15 protein-coding genes are annotated in these 17,735 nt (G+C 55.8%); 3 read left to right on the top strand and 12 right to left on the bottom strand.

All coding sequences use genetic code 11. The annotated features are described in order from the left end of the window. The first annotated feature begins 214 nt into the window (after nucleotides 1-214). Nucleotides 215-1,723 carry a glycerol-3-phosphate dehydrogenase gene (gene glpD, locus I6G83_RS05670; RefSeq protein ID WP_015962229.1) on the top strand — a complete coding sequence of 503 codons (1,509 nt, stop codon included), beginning with the start codon at nucleotides 215-217 and terminating at the stop codon, nucleotides 1,721-1,723. Between the two features lie 56 nt (nucleotides 1,724-1,779). Here the strand turns inward: glpD and I6G83_RS05675 are convergent, their stop codons facing one another. From I6G83_RS05675 to I6G83_RS05710, 8 genes are all read right to left on the bottom strand, one after another. After that, nucleotides 1,780-2,217: a DUF943 family protein gene (locus I6G83_RS05675; RefSeq protein WP_054305755.1), complete on the bottom strand. Its 438-nt coding sequence runs from the start codon at nucleotides 2,215-2,217 to the stop codon at nucleotides 1,780-1,782. A gap of 84 nt (nucleotides 2,218-2,301) precedes the next feature. Beyond that, a complete protein-coding gene (locus I6G83_RS05680) occupies nucleotides 2,302-2,763 on the bottom strand; it encodes a DUF943 family protein (protein ID WP_054305741.1) in 462 nt (153 codons plus the stop codon). Beyond that, nucleotides 2,750-3,598 carry a YPO3983 family protein gene (locus I6G83_RS05685; protein WP_054305740.1) on the bottom strand — a complete coding sequence of 283 codons (849 nt, stop codon included), beginning with the start codon at nucleotides 3,596-3,598 and terminating at the stop codon, nucleotides 2,750-2,752. The genes I6G83_RS05680 and I6G83_RS05685 overlap by 14 nt, the downstream gene beginning before the upstream one ends. Nucleotides 3,599-3,911: 313 nt before the next feature. Then, nucleotides 3,912-5,018 carry an aspartate-semialdehyde dehydrogenase gene (gene asd / locus I6G83_RS05690; RefSeq protein WP_015962233.1) on the bottom strand — a complete coding sequence of 369 codons (1,107 nt, stop codon included), beginning with the start codon at nucleotides 5,016-5,018 and terminating at the stop codon, nucleotides 3,912-3,914. A 215-nt stretch (nucleotides 5,019-5,233) separates the two neighbouring features. Next, entirely contained in the window at nucleotides 5,234-6,571 is a 1,338-nt protein-coding gene (gene gntU / locus I6G83_RS05695) for a gluconate transporter (protein ID WP_054305739.1), read from the bottom strand. A gap of 6 nt (nucleotides 6,572-6,577) precedes the next feature. Continuing rightward, a complete protein-coding gene (gntK, locus tag I6G83_RS05700; RefSeq protein WP_054305738.1) occupies nucleotides 6,578-7,108 on the bottom strand; it encodes a gluconokinase in 531 nt (176 codons plus the stop codon). 242 nt (nucleotides 7,109-7,350) lie between these two features. Continuing rightward, nucleotides 7,351-8,346, bottom strand: a complete 996-nt coding sequence (gene gntR, locus I6G83_RS05705) for a gluconate operon transcriptional repressor GntR (protein WP_054305737.1) — start codon at nucleotides 8,344-8,346, stop codon at nucleotides 7,351-7,353. Nucleotides 8,347-8,475: 129 nt separating this feature from the next. Further along, nucleotides 8,476-9,171 carry a pirin family protein gene (locus I6G83_RS05710; protein WP_015962237.1) on the bottom strand — a complete coding sequence of 232 codons (696 nt, stop codon included), beginning with the start codon at nucleotides 9,169-9,171 and terminating at the stop codon, nucleotides 8,476-8,478. Between the two features lie 385 nt (nucleotides 9,172-9,556). Here I6G83_RS05710 and I6G83_RS05715 point away from each other — a divergent pair, with 385 nt between their 5' ends. Beyond that, nucleotides 9,557-10,054 carry a GNAT family N-acetyltransferase gene (locus tag I6G83_RS05715; RefSeq protein ID WP_054305736.1) on the top strand — a complete coding sequence of 166 codons (498 nt, stop codon included), beginning with the start codon at nucleotides 9,557-9,559 and terminating at the stop codon, nucleotides 10,052-10,054. 61 nt (nucleotides 10,055-10,115) lie between these two features. On the opposite strand, the gene iolE is transcribed toward I6G83_RS05715, so the two are convergent. The 4 genes from iolE to iolD form a co-directional block, all read right to left on the bottom strand. After that, a complete protein-coding gene (gene iolE, locus I6G83_RS05720) occupies nucleotides 10,116-11,012 on the bottom strand; it encodes a myo-inosose-2 dehydratase (RefSeq protein ID WP_015962239.1) in 897 nt (298 codons plus the stop codon). A 102-nt stretch (nucleotides 11,013-11,114) separates the two neighbouring features. After that, on the bottom strand, nucleotides 11,115-11,999 hold the full coding sequence (locus I6G83_RS05725; protein ID WP_015962240.1) for a sugar phosphate isomerase/epimerase family protein: 885 nt from the start codon (nucleotides 11,997-11,999) through the stop codon (nucleotides 11,115-11,117). A 127-nt stretch (nucleotides 12,000-12,126) separates the two neighbouring features. Then, nucleotides 12,127-13,140 (bottom strand): Gfo/Idh/MocA family protein, encoded by a 1,014-nt coding sequence (locus tag I6G83_RS05730; protein ID WP_015962241.1) that lies wholly within the window; start codon nucleotides 13,138-13,140, stop codon nucleotides 12,127-12,129. 44 nt (nucleotides 13,141-13,184) lie between these two features. Then, nucleotides 13,185-15,119: a 3D-(3,5/4)-trihydroxycyclohexane-1,2-dione acylhydrolase (decyclizing) gene (gene iolD / locus I6G83_RS05735; RefSeq protein WP_054305735.1), complete on the bottom strand. Its 1,935-nt coding sequence runs from the start codon at nucleotides 15,117-15,119 to the stop codon at nucleotides 13,185-13,187. A gap of 558 nt (nucleotides 15,120-15,677) precedes the next feature. Here iolD and I6G83_RS05740 point away from each other — a divergent pair. Beyond that, nucleotides 15,678-17,618, top strand: a complete 1,941-nt coding sequence (locus I6G83_RS05740; RefSeq protein ID WP_054305734.1) for a bifunctional 5-dehydro-2-deoxygluconokinase/5-dehydro-2-deoxyphosphogluconate aldolase — start codon at nucleotides 15,678-15,680, stop codon at nucleotides 17,616-17,618. The last annotated feature ends 117 nt before the right edge of the window (nucleotides 17,619-17,735 follow it).

Genomic DNA, 17,735 nt, shown 5'->3' on the forward strand with positions numbered 1-17,735 from the left:
CGCCTCCGCTTTCCCTCTCTCCTCCGCCTGCCGGCGCTTTACCCTGCGGGTTAAAACCCTGCTGTTTATATGTCTATTGCCGCCAAACTGTTACCTTTATCACGCGTGAATGTTTTTGTTTGGTTAACTCTTGGCTTGTTTGTTGGTTTTTGATTACAATGATGAGCGAAAACGAACATAAAAGAGCTATTTCGAACATCTGGAGGAAGATGACGTGGAAACCAAAGACTTGATCGTTATCGGTGGCGGCATCAACGGTGCCGGCATCGCGGCGGATGCTGCCGGGCGCGGGCTGTCCGTACTGCTACTGGAAGCGCAAGACTTGGCCTGTGCTACGTCTTCCGCCAGTTCCAAACTGATCCACGGCGGCCTGCGCTACCTGGAACACTACGAATTCCGTCTGGTCAGCGAAGCGCTGGCGGAACGTGAAGTGCTGCTGAAACTGGCGCCGCATATCGCCTTCCCGATGCGCTTCCGCCTGCCGCACCAGCCGCACCTGCGTCCGGCCTGGATGATCCGCACCGGCCTGTTCCTGTACGATCACCTGGGCAAGCGCACCAGCCTGCCGGGCAGCAAGAGTTTGCGTTTTGGCCCAGAATCCGTACTGAAGCCGGAACTGAAGCGCGGTTTCGAATATTCCGACTGCTGGGTTGACGATGCGCGTCTGGTGGTACTGAACGCGCAGGAAGTGGTGGAACGCGGCGGCGAAGTGCGCACCCGCACCAAAGTGACCCGCGCATGGCGTGAAAACGGCATGTGGATGGTGGAAGCGACCGATATCGACAGCGGCAAAACCTTCACCTGGCGCGCCAAAGGTCTGGTTAACGCCACCGGCCCGTGGGTGAAAAACTTCTTCGACGACGGCCTCAAGCTGAAATCCCCGTACGGCATCCGCCTGATCAAAGGCAGCCATATCGTGGTGCCGAAGGCGCATAACCAGCCGCAGTCGTACATTCTGCAGAACGAAGACAACCGTATCGTCTTCGTAATCCCGTGGATGGATGAGTTCTCGATTATCGGCACCACCGACGTGGAATATCACGGCGATCCGAAAGACGTGAAAATTGACGATAACGAAATCAACTACCTGCTGAAAGTGTACAACGACCACTTTAAGAAGCAGTACGGCCGCGACGATATCGTCTGGACCTACTCCGGCGTGCGTCCGCTGTGCGACGATGAGTCCGACTCACCGCAGGCCATCACCCGTGACTACACGCTGGACGTGCACGACGATAACGGCCAGGCGCCGCTGCTGTCGGTCTTCGGCGGTAAGCTGACCACCTACCGCAAGCTGGCGGAACACGCGATGGAAAAACTGGCGCGTTACTATCCGGAAGCCGGCCCTGCCTGGACCAAAAACGGCACCCTGCCGGGCGGCGACATCGGCGGCGACCGCGACAGCTACGCTGCCAAACTGCGCCGTGAACACGGCTGGCTGCCGGAAGCACTGGCGCGTCGCTATGCCCGCACCTACGGCAGCCACAGCGAGCTGATCCTGTCCGGCGCCAACAGCCTGGCGGATCTGGGCGAAGACTTCGGTCACGGCCTGTACGAAGCGGAGCTGCGCTACCTGGTGGAGAAAGAGTGGGTGGTGGAGCTGAAAGACGCTATCTGGCGCCGCACCAAGCTCGGCATGTGGCTGGACGAGGCGCAGCAGGCGCGCGTCAGCGAGTGGCTGGCGGAACGCGCAAAAGCCAAAGCGCTGTCGCTGGCTTCCTAAGCCGCTAAGGCTCCGGACACTGTTGGCCGCGATACGCGGCCGACATCAACGGTGAATTAATCCGACTTGCGTTTGAGTTTGGTTATTTCACCGTTTTTATTTAGGCGATAGGTTCCATTATCCCCTACAAATAACATATCGTTATTCCTATCATTAGAAATGATAAACAACACATTTTTATCAATACAGTTTTTCTTTTCTTTCATATCTTCAAAACACATCCGGTCATACTTTCCTGCCTCTTTGTAACCCTCGCCAAAGTCCCAAAATATAATAGTAAAGAATCCATCCGAATCTGGTTTAGGGATATCATGTTTTTCTTTTAGAATCTCTTTATTATCTAACCACCAATTTATTCTCCATTTATCCGTAAAAGGAAAATTATTTACCAACACATCGCTATAATTCCCTCGCTGATGAACAGCAACGATCTCCAGCGGTTGTAGAGAGCACCAAAGGAAAAAGCCACAAAGTGCCATGGTGGCATATATCATAACGCGTATAAAATGATTACCTAGCCCACAATAGACCTTATCGCGAATATAAGGCCAATCAATAAAAATATTTTTCATGTTTTATCAATCAATGCCGATCCTTATAATGTCACCATTACTCTTCATGTGATACTCATCACCATTAGTTATAAATGATATATCACCATTCCTTTCATTTGACACAATAAACTCCTTGTTTTTTTCTATACAGTTTTTCTTGGTTGGCATATCGTCAAAGCAACGCCGATCATACTTTCCAGCTTCTTTATAACCATCACCAAAATCCCAAAAGGTAATAGAAAAGAAACCATCTGATGCAGGATTAGGTATCTTATACTCATTCTTTAACCTATCTTTGTTTTTTAGCCACCAGTCTATTTTACCTTTATCTGTAATAGGGAAATGGTGAACTAAAACCGCACTAAATTCATTATTATTATGGACGGCAACAATTTTCACCGGGCGTAGTAAAAACGATAAAAAAAACCCTAATAACACAATACCAATGCTCACAAATATATACTGCACTCTTTTACTTACGTTCATTACGCCCCCCGGAAAGTTCTATCGTTGCTTCCATATTAGTCATAAATGGCCGAAAGCCAAACTGATTATAACGTTGAAGTACAAACCAGATACGGAAGAAGCGAAACTGGTTAAATTTGAACTTCCTGATATCGCCATCATCTAGGCCAAAGTGGTCCTGCAACCGGTAGTGTACCAGTGCACGATAGCGATCATTATCAATCTGCAGTGATTTTATCGTGATATGCGTGACCCAAGTATCGTGTACGGTAATTCCCATACCATTAAAGTTATCCTGGAAACGGTCGAATTTAGGTAGTTTACTATCAAGAATCTCGATCTCTAACCTATCCCTTTTGTCTAACGGATAACACTGCGTATCCCAATCTATATTTCGCTTAAGTGTTTTATCCAAGCGCAGGCGCGTACTATTTTCTGTATCCTTATCCCCCAAAATCTGCGCCTTTAACGCAGCATTCAGATGTGGGCTGCTAAACGGCGTGCCATTGCCGTGCTGCATATGGCCGATCATTTCCTCAATCAGATGCTTATAGGGGCCATAGAGTGCAAACAGGCGGGATAACTGACGGAATTCGTCAAAGAGAATTCTGGCGCACTCCTGCCGGGTGAGCGTAGTCCCCTGCCCGCGCATGCCGTAAAAGCGCGAATGCGGCTGATTAAACGGTGTGATCTGCGTCAGGGTATAGGGATTAACCCGGGTGGATACATCAACTAAATGAAAATGCGTTTTTAATTGGGGGGCGGATAGATCTCCGCAGCGCATATCATCTGCACCATAATCATCCATTATGTTTTTGGTTTTAAATATGGTGCAGGGGAATTGTAATGCCGTCATCGTGATACATTCCTTGTGCCATCGTCCATTATGATCCTTTTATCAGAATAATAATCACTGAACGAACGGAATGTAAACAACCAAGCGCCATTATTCCTGACGGAAAATAACGAGTTATTTAAATAACACGAACAATTAATATAACGCTTAAATAATTCGAGTTACAAAAAGGCGGTAAGAAAAGTAATTTGATGCACCGACTCAGGTCAGGGATTCGGGTGACTGAAAGCAGCTTAAAGTATGACGGGTAAAATAAAAAAGCCCGCCAATAAGCGGGCTCAGTATGATTACGCCATCAAATATGGCGCTGACATTACAGCAGAATACGCAGCATACGGCGCAGCGGTTCTGCAGCGCCCCACAGCAGCTGATCGCCAACGGTGAACGCGGACAGGTATTCCGGCCCCATGTTCAGCTTGCGCAGGCGCCCGACCGGCGTATTCAGCGTGCCGGTTACCGCCGCCGGCGTCAGTTCGCGCATGGTCAGCTCGCGGTCGTTCGGGATCACCCGCACCCAGTCGTTGTGCGTCGCCAGCATCTGCTCGATTTCCGGCAGCGACACGTCTTTCTTCAGCTTCAGGGTAAATGCCTGGCTGTGGCAGCGCAGCGCGCCGACGCGCACGCACAGGCCGTCGACCGGAATCAGGCTGGAGCTGGCCAGAATCTTGTTGGTTTCCGCCTGGCCCTTCCACTCTTCACGGCTCTGGCCGTTGTCGAGCTGCTTGTCAATCCACGGGATCAGGCTGCCGGCCAGCGGCACGCCGAAGTTATCGGTCGGCAGTTTGCCGGAACGGGTCGCCTCGGTCACCTTACGTTCAATATCCAAAATGGCGGACGCCGGGTCCTGCAGCTCTTTCGCCACGTCGGCGTGCAGCATGCCCATCTGCGTCAGCAGTTCGCGCATATGGCGCGCGCCGCCGCCGGAGGCTGCCTGGTAGGTTGCCACGGACGCCCACTCCACCAGATCGTTGGCGAACAGGCCGCCCAGCGACATCAGCATCAGGCTGACGGTGCAGTTGCCGCCGACAAAGGTTTTAACGCCTTTATCCAGACCCTGCTGAATCACCGCGCGGTTGACCGGATCCAGAATAATAATCGCCTCGTCGTCCATCCGCAGGGAGGACGCTGCATCAATCCAGTAACCCTGCCAGCCGCTGGCGCGCAGCTTCGGGTAAACCTCATTGGTATAATCGCCGCCCTGACAGGTAATAATGATATCCAGCGCGCTCAGCGCATCGATATCGTAGGCGTCCTGCAGCGTCCCCTGCTGCTGACCGCCAATAACCGGCGCAGGCGCGCCATGCTGTGAGGTGGAGAAGAATACCGGGCGAATGGCGTCGAAATCGCGCTCTTCCGTCATGCGCTGCATGAGCACCGAGCCGACCATACCGCGCCAACCGACTAAACCAACGTTTTTCATAAAACTGTCCTGCCTTGGAGGATACGACTTATTGAGTCATTGATGAGCAATATCCCCACACCTTACAAAATGTCAGCGCGGGCGAAAAGTGAATTTATTCGATGCCAGCGCAATTGTTAGCAATCCTGCTTATAAAGGCGGATCGCGCGGCGGTTGCTGCTGCCGGACGCCATAAAAAAAGGCGCCCGCAGGCGCCTTAATCAGCTCAGAAATAATTACAGCATCGTAAAGGCGATCATCCCCACCACCGCACCGGTGGTACCGAGGATGGTTTCCATCACCGACCAGGTTTTCAGCGTCTGCGCTTCGGTGGCGCCGGTAAACTTGCCGAACAGCCAGAAGCCGGAGTCGTTGACGTGGCTCAGGACGATGGAACCACCGGCGATACATACCGACAACGCCGCCATCTGTGCACCGGAGTAGCCCAGCTCGCCAATCACTGGCATCACCAGGCCGACGGTGGTCAGACAGGCCACGGTTGCCGAACCCTGAATCACGCGAACCGCCGCCGACAGCACAAAGCAGGCAACGGCAATCGGCAGGCCGGCGCCAATCAGCGCATTACCCAGTGCCGGGCCAACGCCGGAATCCACCAGCACCTGCTTGAACACGCCGCCCGCACCGGTCACCAGCAGGATAATCCCCGCCGGCTGAATGGCTGCCGAACAGACTTCCATCACTTTCTCTTTGCTCATCCCGCGGCGGATCGCCAGACCGTAAATCGCCACCAGGCAAGCAATCAGAATCGCGGTGAACGGGTGGCCGATAAACTGCAGCCACTGATACAGCGAGCTGCCTTCCTCAGTAAAGCGCGCGCCGATGGTTTTCAGCCCCACCAGCACCAACGGGAACAGCACCAGCGCCAGGCTAAAGCCGAACGAAGGCAGCTTGCTCTTGTCGATGCTTGGCTCTTCGATATCCTTCGGCAGTTCCAGCGTGACGTGCTTGCTGATAAATGAACCGAACAGCGGGCCAGCCAGCAACATCCCCGGGATAGCGGCCGCCAAACCGATCAGGATCATCCAGCCGAAATCCGCATTCATCTGCGACGCCAGCAGCATCGGCGTCGGCCCCGGCAGCAGGAAGGCCGCCGCCGCGGCAACGCCGGCAAACAGCGGGATCACCTGCTTCACCAGATTGCCGCCGGTACGGCGCGCTACCGCGAAGGCCACGCCAATCAGCAGCACGATCGCCACATCAAAGAACAGCGGCAAGGCGCAAATCAGGCCGGCGATCCCCAGCGCATAGTGCGCGCGCTGTTCGCCAAAGCCTTTCAGCATTTTGACGGCAATCTGGTCCAGCGCGCCCGTTTCATGCAGAATTTTGCCGAACATCGCGCCCAGCGCCACCACAATCGCCAGGAAGCCCAGCGTGCCGCCCATGCCTTTTTGCATGGTGTCGGTGATCTTCTCCAGCGACATGCCGGAGAACAGGCCGGCGCCCATCGACACCAGCATCAGGGCGATAAACGCATGCATCCGCGCTTTCATCACCAGGAACAGCAGCAGCAGCACCGAACCGACGGCGGTCAGCACCAGCGTTAATGTATCCATTATCGTTTACCCCTGGTTGGTTACGGATTGAATATGAGAGACGACGTCGGCAACCACGTTGTCCAACGGCTGGTCGATGTCAATCGCCTGCACATCTGACTCATCCGCCTGCGGCACTTCCAGCGCTTCAAACTGGGAAACCAGCATCTGCGGCTTGAAGAAGTGTCCTTTGCGCTGTTTCAGACGCGCTTCAATCACCTCTTTTTCCCCTTCGAGGTAGATAAAGTGCAGGTTGCTGTTACCTTCACGCAGGCGGTCGCGGTAGCGCTTTTTCAGCGCGGAGCACACCAGCAGCGCTACGTCATTGGTGCGCTGCATGGCAAAAATGGCGTCGTTCAGCGCCGCCAGCCAAGGCGCCCGATCGTCGTCGTTCAGCGCATGGCCGCCGGCCATTTTATTGATATTGCCGCGGGGATGCAGATAATCGCCATCCAGCATGGCGGCATTGAGTTCATGCGCCACAGCATTGGCGACGGCAGATTTCCCGCTGCCGGACACCCCCATCAGGATGAAAACGTGGTGTTGTGGATTATTCATAATTTTTATGCTCTCAAGAGTCCCAGGCGCTAAATGTTACTGGTAACAGGTTATCGGTAACATTGTCTTTGTCGCGCTGGAATTAAGCAACAAACCGGCGAAATGACATCCCGTAACTGTGAAGGAAGTCAAATTACGGCGGTCAAATCTCGACCAGCAAGGAATTATAGTCAGCGTTCGAACAAAGGCGAAAAAGGGAGAAAAAGAGAAAGCGAATAGGAAGGTGAAAAGCAGCGTACGGCTTAAATGCTGCCGCCGGGGATAATGGTAAAACCAACGTCGACCATCGCCGGGCTGACGGTTTCGCCCCGCAGGCGCGCCAGCAGCCGCTCCGCGCCGATTTGCCCCATGGTCTCACGCGGCGTCAGCACGCTGGCCAGTTTCGGCATCATCACCTGGCCAATATCGTGGCCGTGGAAACCGGCGATCGCCATATCCTGCGGAATAGACAGCCCCTGGCGCTGGCACTCAAAGGCGGCGCCGATCGCCAGGTCATCGTTGGTGCAGAATACGCTGTCGATTTGCGGATAGTCACGCTGCGCCTGGCGCAGCATTTCACCGCCGCCGGAGTAGGACGACGCACGATTGGTCATAATGCTTCGCGGCTGCAGCCCGGCTTCACGCATTGCCTGCTCATAGCCCTGCTGTTTAATCAGCGTACGCTCATCGAGGCGCGCCCCCAGATACACCACATGGCGATAGCCCTGGGCAATAATCTGCTGCGTCATCTGGCGCGCGGCCTGATGGTTATCGAAGCCGACCGCCATATCGATGCAGGGCGACACGCAGTCCATCAGCTCCACCACCGGAATGCCGGCAACCTCAATCATTTTGCGGGTGCGGGCGGTATGGGTGCGCTCGGACAGGATCAGGCCGTCGATGTTATAAGAGAGCAGCGAGGTCAGGCGTTCTTCTTCACGTTCCGGCAGATAGTCATAGTGCGCCAGCATGGTCTGATAATTGTGCGCGTCGGTGACGCTTTCAATACCGCGCAGCACCTCGGCGAATACCTGGTTGGTCAGCGACGGCAGCAGTACGCCGATAGCGCGGCTGGTCGCGTTGGAAAGGATATCCGGCGCGCGGTTGGGGATATAGCCCAGCTCATCCAGCGCGATCGCAATTTTCTGCCGCAGGGCGGCGGAAACCTGGTCAGGATTGCGCAAATAGCGGCTCACCGTCATCTTGGTGACGCCAACCTGATCTGCAACATCTTGAAGTACCGGCCGCTTTTTCTTCATTATCAATGAGCTGACAAACCGTGAATGGGCGGTTATTTTAGCAAAAAAAACGGCGGGCTGATAATGCTGATATCAAACGGGCGCTAAAAGGGCTCAATCGCCAGATTGAGCCCCGCTAACGTTTAGCGATCACACCGGAGGCAAATCAAACAGCAGAATTTCGCTGTCCTCATCGGCATGGAGCGACAGCGCCGTTTCATCCCAGATGGCGAGCGCATCGCTGGTGCCTGCCCGGTTGTCATTAATGGTAATGGAACCGCGCACCACCTGCACCCAGACGCGGCGGCCGGCTTCAATCGTATACTCCGCCTGTTCGTCTTTATTCAGCGCCCAGCGCGACAGCGTCATATCCTGGAACACCTTCAGCGAGCCTTCGCGGGCATCCGGCGACAGCACCAGCTGACGTCCCTGCGGCGCATCAAACATGCGCTGCTCATAACGCGGCGGCAGACCGTTGGTATCCGGAATAATCCAGATTTGGTACAGATGCAGCAGCTTGTCGCTGTTGGCGTTGTACTCAGAATGGCGCACCCCGGTACCGGCGCTCATAATCTGGAACTCCCCAGCCTGGATCTGCTCTTTATTACCCATGCTGTCCTGATGCTCTACGGTGCCGTCCAGCACGTAGGTCAGGATTTCCATATCTTTATGCGGATGGGTGCCGAACCCCTGACCGCCGTCGATCCGGTCTTCGTTGATAACCCGCAGAGCGGAGAACCCCATAAAGTTCGGATCGTAATAATTGGCAAAAGAGAAGGTATGCCAGCTGTCCAGCCAGCCATGGTTAGCGTGGCCGCGGTCTTTCGCTTTGCGTAAATAGATCATGTTCAACTCTCCTCAATGTTTTTTACAGTCTAGACCTGACAGCAGAATAAGAAAGCGTAAAAAACTCACCCCTCTGTTCAAAATTTTCGATGAAATAAACAGAGGAGCCGCAGAAGATTTGTTGAGCGTCAAAGGTGGATGATTGAGGGCAAAAAAAAAGCCAGCACCCGAGCTGGCTAAGTAAACACTGGAAGCAATGTGAGCAATGTCGTGCCTTCAAGTCAGAGCGGTTAGCTGCACCGCCTGCCGAGAACGCATGACAATAATAATCATTATCATTCGCATCTGTAAAGCGTTTTTTTAACCAAGCTAAAATTTTATTGACTCAAGGCGAAGACCCGATAATTTAAAGGGAAATATTGCTGATAATCATAGGGATAAGGGAATGGGAGAAATCATCGTCCGCCATGTTGAAACCGCCGATGCACAGGCGCTGCAACAACTGTATGCCCATCCCAACGTCTATCGCGATACGCTACAGCTTCCGCTGCCCTCACTCGCACACTGGCAGCAACGGCTGACCGACGCCAAACCTGGGTTACACAACCTGGTCGCCTGCATCGACGAGCAGGTCGTTGGCCAGATCGTTATCCAGCTGCATCAGTCGCTACGCCGGCGTCACGTCGCCACCTTTGGCATCGGCGTCGATCCCGCGCAGCAAGGCAAAGGGGTCGGCGGCGCGCTCATGCGCGCGATGATTGAGCTCTGCGATAACTGGGCGGCGATCCAGCGAATTGAATTGACGGTATTCACCGACAATCAGGGCGCTATTGCGCTGTATAAGAAATTTGGTTTTGAGATAGAAGGCACCAGCCGGCATTACGCCATGCGCGATGGCAAACTGGTCGATGCTTATCATATGGCGCGCTTTCACGGCGTCTGAACAGCACGCTCCCAAACGGATAACGCTTCCTGCGGCATAGCCACAGGAAGCGCCAGAGCCACTAAATGCCGGCGGTCTCTTTGATATAGCGGCGCGCCTTAACCGCATATTCAAACGGGTTGGCGATGGCCGGATCCTGCTCGGCCTCCACCACCATCCATCCCCGGTAACCATAGTCGTCCAGCAGTTTAAACACCGGACGGAAATCAATCACGCCGTCTCCCGGTACGGTGAAGGTGCCCTTCTTCACCCCGTCCAGGAAGCTCAGGCGATTCGCCCGCACCTCGGCAACCACCTCGTCGCGCACGTCTTTCAGGTGAACATGATTAATGCGCGGCAGATATTTCTCCAAAATAGCCAGCATCGCCTGTTGGCTGCCTTCGGAATAATAGGCATGGCCGGTATCAAACAGCAGATACACATCGTCGTTCACCATGCTCATATAGCGGTCGACCTCCTCCGCGGTCTGAATCCCCGTTCCCATATGGTGGTGGAGGCACACCTGCATACCTTTACCGGCGGCGATTTTCGCCAGTTCGTTATACCCGTCGGCAACGCGCTGCCACTCTTCATCGGTAAAGCAGGGTTTCTCTTCCAATATCGCCTTGTCGGTGCCCTGAATGCTTTTGCTCTGCTCGGAGCAGCCAATCACTCTGGCGCCCATATCATGCAAAAAGTTCATATGGTTAACGAACTCATCGATAGTCTTCTCTTTCTGCCCATCGGCAAAAAAGGTGCTGAACCAGGCGTTGCAAATCTGAATGCCGCGAATATCCAGCATCGGTTTTAAAACCTGCGGATCGCGCGGATATTTGCTGCCGACTTCGCTACCGCTAAATCCTGCCAGCGCCATTTCGCTGACGCACTGCTGGAAGGTGTTCTCTTTACCGAGATCTGGCATATCGTCATTGGTCCAGCCAATCGGAGCGATCGCCAGCTTCACATAGTCTTTATTCATTTTGGGCCTCAGTCATTAAATCGGCGCTTTACCCTGCTCCCGCCCTGCATCACGCAACCCGTGCAGCAGCACGACAGGCCATCAAGGGCGTCGCCGGCAGCGTTATTTAGCTAACAGTTCTCTTTCGATGCGTTCCCGGGTTTCAACCGCCTGGGTTTTCATCTTTTCCGGATAACCAAACAGGGAGGTGCAAATAATCGATTCGCCACCCACCTTAAAGTTGCGGTTGGCGAACTCCATATCGCGCAGGGTCTGGAACAGCGCGTCAAAATCGATTTCGCCTTCGCCGATGCCGACATGCTGATGCACCGCGGCGTCAACGCCGGGCGGGTTGACGATATAACGGCAATGGCGGGTGTGGTTCATGGTATCGGCGATCAACACGTGGGAAAGGTCATCCCCGGCATATTGCAGCATATTCGCCACGTCGCCCTTGCCTTTGTCGTAATAGAACGAGTGCGGCACGCTGTATAAATACTTCACGTGGTCGCTGCGCAGCGACTTCACCATATCGACGGTTTCATTATTCAGCTCGCAGAAATCCCACGGGTGGGACTGAATTTCCATGCGGATGCCTTCGCGCTCAATAATGGGCAGCAGCTCTTCCATGGATTTGTACCACAGCTCTTCGCAGATTTCCGGCTCATTAGGGTCACCCGCCAGCTCGGTGTTAATCACCTGTACGCCCATCTCCACCGCAATCTCAATCATCCGGCGCCAATTTTTCACCGCCGCCTGACGGCGATCTTCACCCGGACCGGACCAGCGATAAACCACGATAAATGAGGAGATCTCCACCCCGGTGGCCTTCAGCGCATTTTTGTACTCCGCCATGATTTCACGGCTGGCCTTCGGATGTTTATAGAATGGGTTGATCTGCGGATGGGGCGACTGTTCGATATATTTATATCCCCAGTCTGCAACCTGCTGCACCATCTGGGTGACGCCTAAATCTTTAATGACATCCACATCAAACGCGATCTTCATCGTTATTCCCCCGTAAAGCAGATATACCCGGGCCGCCAGCCTCCGGCATCCTCGCCGACATGTTCAACATCCTTGTTCACCGCGTGCCCCCTGGCGGCTCCGGATATATGAAAAGTGAATCAGGCGATTATTTGCCGTAGAAAGAAGGACGCGGCGGCAGAGAAACCGGCACCACCTCGCCGCTGAGCTGCGCGGCGACGCAGGCATCGGCCGTTACCGCAGCGGCATAACCGTCCCAGGCCGACGGTCCTTGCAGCTGCCCGGCCAGCACGTCATTGATAAAGCCCTGCAGCTCAACGTCATAGGCATCAATAAAACGTTCTTTCCAATCCGTCAGGATCTCATTGGACAGCCTGGCATTGCTGCGCATCTGTACGGATGAAGGCTCCGGCAGCTTGGCGATCCCCGTCTCCCCGACGACCTCGCACTGAATGTCGTAGCCGTACTGACAGTTCACGAAGATCTCCACGTCGATACGCGTACCCTTCGCCGTTTCAAACAGCACAATCTGCGGGTCGCGCAGATGGGCAAGCGCCTTGCTGCTCTTACGTGGGAACACCACCTGCACCGACACGTAGTCGTCATCCAGCAGCCAGCGCAGCACGTCGATCTCGTGGATCAGGGTGTCGGTAATCGCCATATCCGTGGTGTAGGCCTCACCCACCCTCGGGTTACGGTGCGCACAGTGCAGCATCAGCGGCTCGCCGATCTGGCCGCTGGTCAGCACCTGTTTCAGCGCGCGATAGCCCCGATCGTACGGGCGCATAAAGCCGACCTGCACCAGCCGTTTCCCGTGCTTCGCTTCCGCCTCGACGATGTTTTTACAGCCCTGCGCGGTCACCGCCAGCGGCTTTTCACAAAATACCGGCTTGCCGGCGGCAACTGCAGCCAGCACAAATTCCTCGTGGCTAGGCCCCCAGGAGGTCACCAGCACCGCCTGCACGTCTGAAGCATTAATCAGCGCGTGGCCGTCATCATAAACGCGCGCATCCAGACGCAGCTGCTCCACCACGCCCGTCGCGTTGTCGCGGTTGATATCGTTGACGGCGACCACGCGGGCCCCCTGCAACACCTGGCTGCAGCGACGAATATGATCGCGACCAATCGCACCGGCACCGATAACCCCAATGTTTAATGTCATTTTCGCTATCCTCTGGATTTAGAACTGGATACAAGCCGTAATCATCAGTAATCACGGGCCTTGTCGATGTTTTCCTGCAGCTGCCGGGCAACCGCAACGATCTTGTCGCTGTCCGCCACCTGGGCTCCGCCCACGCGCCACCAGCTGAGATATTTGTGCACCATGGTTTTTGGCAGCACCTTGATGTCCAACAGCGTAGAAACCGTCTGCTGGCGCGCATCGGCCAGCGCTTCAATCAGCTGCTGCTCGGTGGTGATGCTGTAGGTTTTGCAGCCGTAAGCTGCCGCCAGCATGGCGAAATTCACCGGCACCAAGCCGCCGTTAAGCTCCCCGTCCTGGCGGAAGCGGAACTCGGTGGTATAGCTGTCCATGCCGTGTTCCATCTGCAGATTGTTGATGCAGCCATTGGTCATGTTGTCGAACAGCACCACGTTGATTTTGCAGCCTTCCTGAATGGAGGTGACCAGCTCGGAGTGCAGCATCATAAATGCCCCGTCCCCCACCATGACGTACACCTCCCGCTGCGGCTCGGCCAGTTTGACGCCCAGCGCGGCGTTCACTTCATACCCCATACAGGAGTAGCCGTACTCCACGTGGTAGCCGTGTTCACCGCGGTTGCGCCATACCCGCTGCAGGTCCCCCGGCAGGCTGCCGGCCGCCGCCACGATCACGCTGTCCTGCGGCAGCTGCTGATTCAGCACCCCCAGCACGCGGCTTTGAGTCAGCGAGGAGCCCGTCTGGGCAATAAATTCGGCAAACACCCGTTCACGATCGAGGTGGTCGTCAATTTCCGGCACGAACTCGGCGCCGGTGTAGGCGACGGCATAAACCCGTTCGGTTTCCTGCTGCTGCGCCGCCTGCGCCTGCTCAACGGCATCGCCCCAATCTGCGCGGTAATCCTGCTGCGTCGCCAGCTCGTCCAATGCCTGCAGTGCCTCACGCGCATCGGCCAGCAGCTGCACGCCGTCCAGCTTGCCGGCATCAAACGCGCTGACGTTAATATTCAGGAAATCGACGTCCGGATTCTGGAACAGCCATTTGGAAGAGGTGGTGAAATCGGTATAACGGGTGCCGACGCCAATCACCAGATCGGCCTGCTTCGCCAACGTATTGGCGGCCAGGCAGCCGGTCTCGCCGATGCCGCCGACGTTATAAGGGTGGTCGGAAACCACCGCCCCTTTGCCGGCCTGGGTTTCTGCGAAGGGAATGCGGAAACGCTCGGCGAACTGCTGCAGCGCCTTGCCCGCCTGGGAATACTTCACCCCGCCGCCGCATACCAGCAGCGGTTTTTTCTTGCCGGTCAGCAGCGCCAGCGCATCGCCGAGCGCCCCGGCCGTCGCCGGCCGGCGTTCCAGCCGATGCAGACGCTTCTGGAAGAAGTATTCCGGGTAGTCGTAGGCTTCGCCCTGCACATCCTGCGGCAGGCACAGCGTCACCGCGCCGGTTTCCGCCGGATCGGTCAACACGCGCATGGCGTTGATGCAGGCGCTCATCAGCTGCTCCGGACGCGTGATGCGATCCCAGTACTTGCTGACCGCGCGAAACGCGTCATTGGTGCTGATGCTCAAATCGTAGGACTGCTCGATCTGCTGCAGCACCGGATCCGGCTGGCGCGAGGCAAAGACGTCGCCGGGCAGCAGCAGCAGAGGGATACGGTTGGCGGTCGCCGTGGCGGCGGCGGTGACCATATTGGCCGCGCCGGGGCCGACGGAAGAGGTGCAGGCGTAAATCTGCTGGCGCAGCTTCTGCTTGGCAAAGCCGGTCGCCGCGTGGGCCATCCCCTGCTCATTGCGCCCCTGCAGCACGGTTAACTGACCGCGATCCTGCTCCAGCGCCTGCCCGAGGCCCAGCACATTGCCATGGCCGAAAATCGCAAAGATGCCCTTCACGAATTTGATTTCGACGCCATCCGCCAGCAAATACTGGTTATCGAGGAACTTGACGAGCGCCTGCGCCATGGTCAATCTGATCTTACTCATTCTCTCCCCCTAATGATGGCCTGATGCCCGGTTAACTTCTCGCCGGCATCACCGCTGAGATTACGGAACGGTTTTCCTGCCCTGAATTCGCTGATATCTTGGGCCGGGTGCGGACAGATTGCTCAAACCTTCGGCAACCTGAAACATGCAGCGATTATAAACAAATATATTTTTCATAAAATCACACATCAGAAAAAACATTTCATTTTGCGATAAAGATCGCATTCTAATGAAAACCCTATTTCAAAGCCGGTGCAACGCGCGCTTTCCCCACAGCGTCAACGCCTGCAGGCGGGTTATCAGCACCGGCGCCAGACGCCGCGCACGGCGATAAAAGACGGACATCAATACGAAACAAATCTGCGCATAAGCCCGCAGTACCGGCGCCGGACGGCGTCGTAGGCCTGCCCCACCGTCACTGCATGCCCTTTACGGCTGGTAAATTTCATTTAATATTGAAATTGGAATTTTTATTCCCCATACTCGACGCAATGATTCCTGCTAACCTCCGCTTATCGGGTCGCAGTCGGCTTTTGCTTAATACAGAAGGAAAGAGCTATGGTTTCACAACAAAAACCGCTTGATGTCATCTGTCTCGGCCGCATCGCCGTCGATTTTTACGCGCAGCAAATCGGCGCGCGTCTGGAAGATGCCAGCACATTCGCCAAATACCTCGGCGGGTCTTCCGGCAACGTTGCCTACGGCACGGCGATTCAGGGGCTGAAGTCCGGCATGCTGGCCCGCGTCGGCGATGAACATATGGGACGTTTTCTACGCGAAGAGCTACAGCGCGTAGGGGCGGACACCCGCTGTCTGATCACCGACAAGCAGCGGCTGACCGGGCTGGTGATCCTCGGCATTAAGGATCAGGAAACCTTTCCGCTGATTTTCTACCGCGATAACTGCGCCGATATGGCGTTAACGCCTGAAGACATTGATGAATCCTATATTGCCTCGTCGCGCGCGCTGGCAATCACCGGCACCCACCTGTCCCACCCCAATACGCGCGCCGCCGTGCTGCAGGCGCTGGAATATGCGCAGCGCCACGGGCTGCGTAAAGCGCTGGATATTGACTACCGCCCGGTACTGTGGGGGCTGACGTCGCTGGGCGACGGTGAAACGCGCTTTGTCGCATCCGACACGGTCACCCGCGAGCTGCAGGAAGTGTTGCACCACTTTGACCTGATCGTCGGCACGGAAGAAGAGTTTCATATTGCCGGCGGCAGCACCGATACGCTGACCGCGCTGGCCAACGTGCGCAAAGTCAGCCAGGCGACGCTGGTATGCAAACGCGGCGCACAAGGGTGTTCGGTCTTTGAAGGGGCGATTCCGGGCGACTGGCAGGCGGTGAAACTGCACAGCGGCGTGCGGGTTGAAGTGCTTAACGTGCTCGGCGCCGGCGATGCCTTTATGTCCGGCCTGCTGCGCGGCTATCTGAATGACGAGGGCTGGGATCAGGCATGTCGCTACGCCAACGCCTGCGGCGCGCTGGTGGTCTCACGCCACGGCTGCGCCCCGGCGATGCCGACCAGGCGCGAACTGGACGATTACCTGGCGCGTGAACAACAGGTGCCGCGCCCCGATCGCGATGCGCGCCTGAACCACCTGCACCGCGTCACCACGCGCAAGCAGCAGTGGCCGGAGCTGTGCGTCTTCGCCTTTGACCACCGCAAACAGCTGGCGGATATGGCACGCGAAGCCGGCGTGGATGAAGCGCGCATTCCACAGCTGAAGTCCCTGCTGCTGACCGCCGCCAAAGAGGCGGCGGACGAGGCCGGCCTGCAGGGCAACAGCGGTATTCTGGCCGACACCACATATGGTCAGGCGGCGCTGAATGAAATCACCGGCCAGGGGTGGTGGATCGGCCGCCCGATCGAGCTGCCCAGCTCACGGCCGCTACGCCTGGAGCATGGCAACATCGGCTCTCAGCTGGTCGACTGGCCGCTGGAGCACGTGGTGAAATGCCTGGTGTTTTATCATCCTCACGACGCCGTCGAACTGCGCAATGAGCAGGATGCGCTGATTAACGACGTTTATCAGGGATGCTGTAAAACCGGCCATGAGCTGCTGCTGGAAGTGATTTTACCCGAGGACAGCAGCGATAAAGAGGAAAGCTATTATCTGGAAATTATGTCGCATTTCTATCAGTTAGGGATAAAGCCCGACTGGTGGAAACTGCCGCCGCTGAGCGCAGCGAGCTGGCGCCAGGTCGGCGAACTGATCGATGCCGCCGATCCCGACTGCCGTGGCGTGGTCATTCTGGGTCTCGATGCGCCGGAAGACGCGCTGAAGGCCGGGTTTGCCGCCGCCGCCGACGAACGCTGGGTGAAAGGATTTGCGGTAGGCCGCACCATTTTCGGCCAGCCGTCGCGGCTCTGGCTGCGGGGTGAGCTAGATGATTCTTCTTTAATTTCTCAAGTTAAACAGAAATATCTTACGCTCATCGGTTTCTGGCGGTTATATCGCCCGCAACATGATGGCGTAACCCGCCGTCCTTAAAACAATATCCTCCCGCCCCTTAAAGCATGTTTACGACTTTAGGGGGCTTTTTTGCCCATTTTCTGTGAACTAACGCAGCCTGCGTTGAAATAAATCGCTTTTTGATGAAATGAAACT

It is taken from the genome of Serratia rubidaea (assembly GCF_016026735.1).
GTDB lineage: Bacteria > Pseudomonadota > Gammaproteobacteria > Enterobacterales > Enterobacteriaceae > Serratia_B > Serratia_B rubidaea.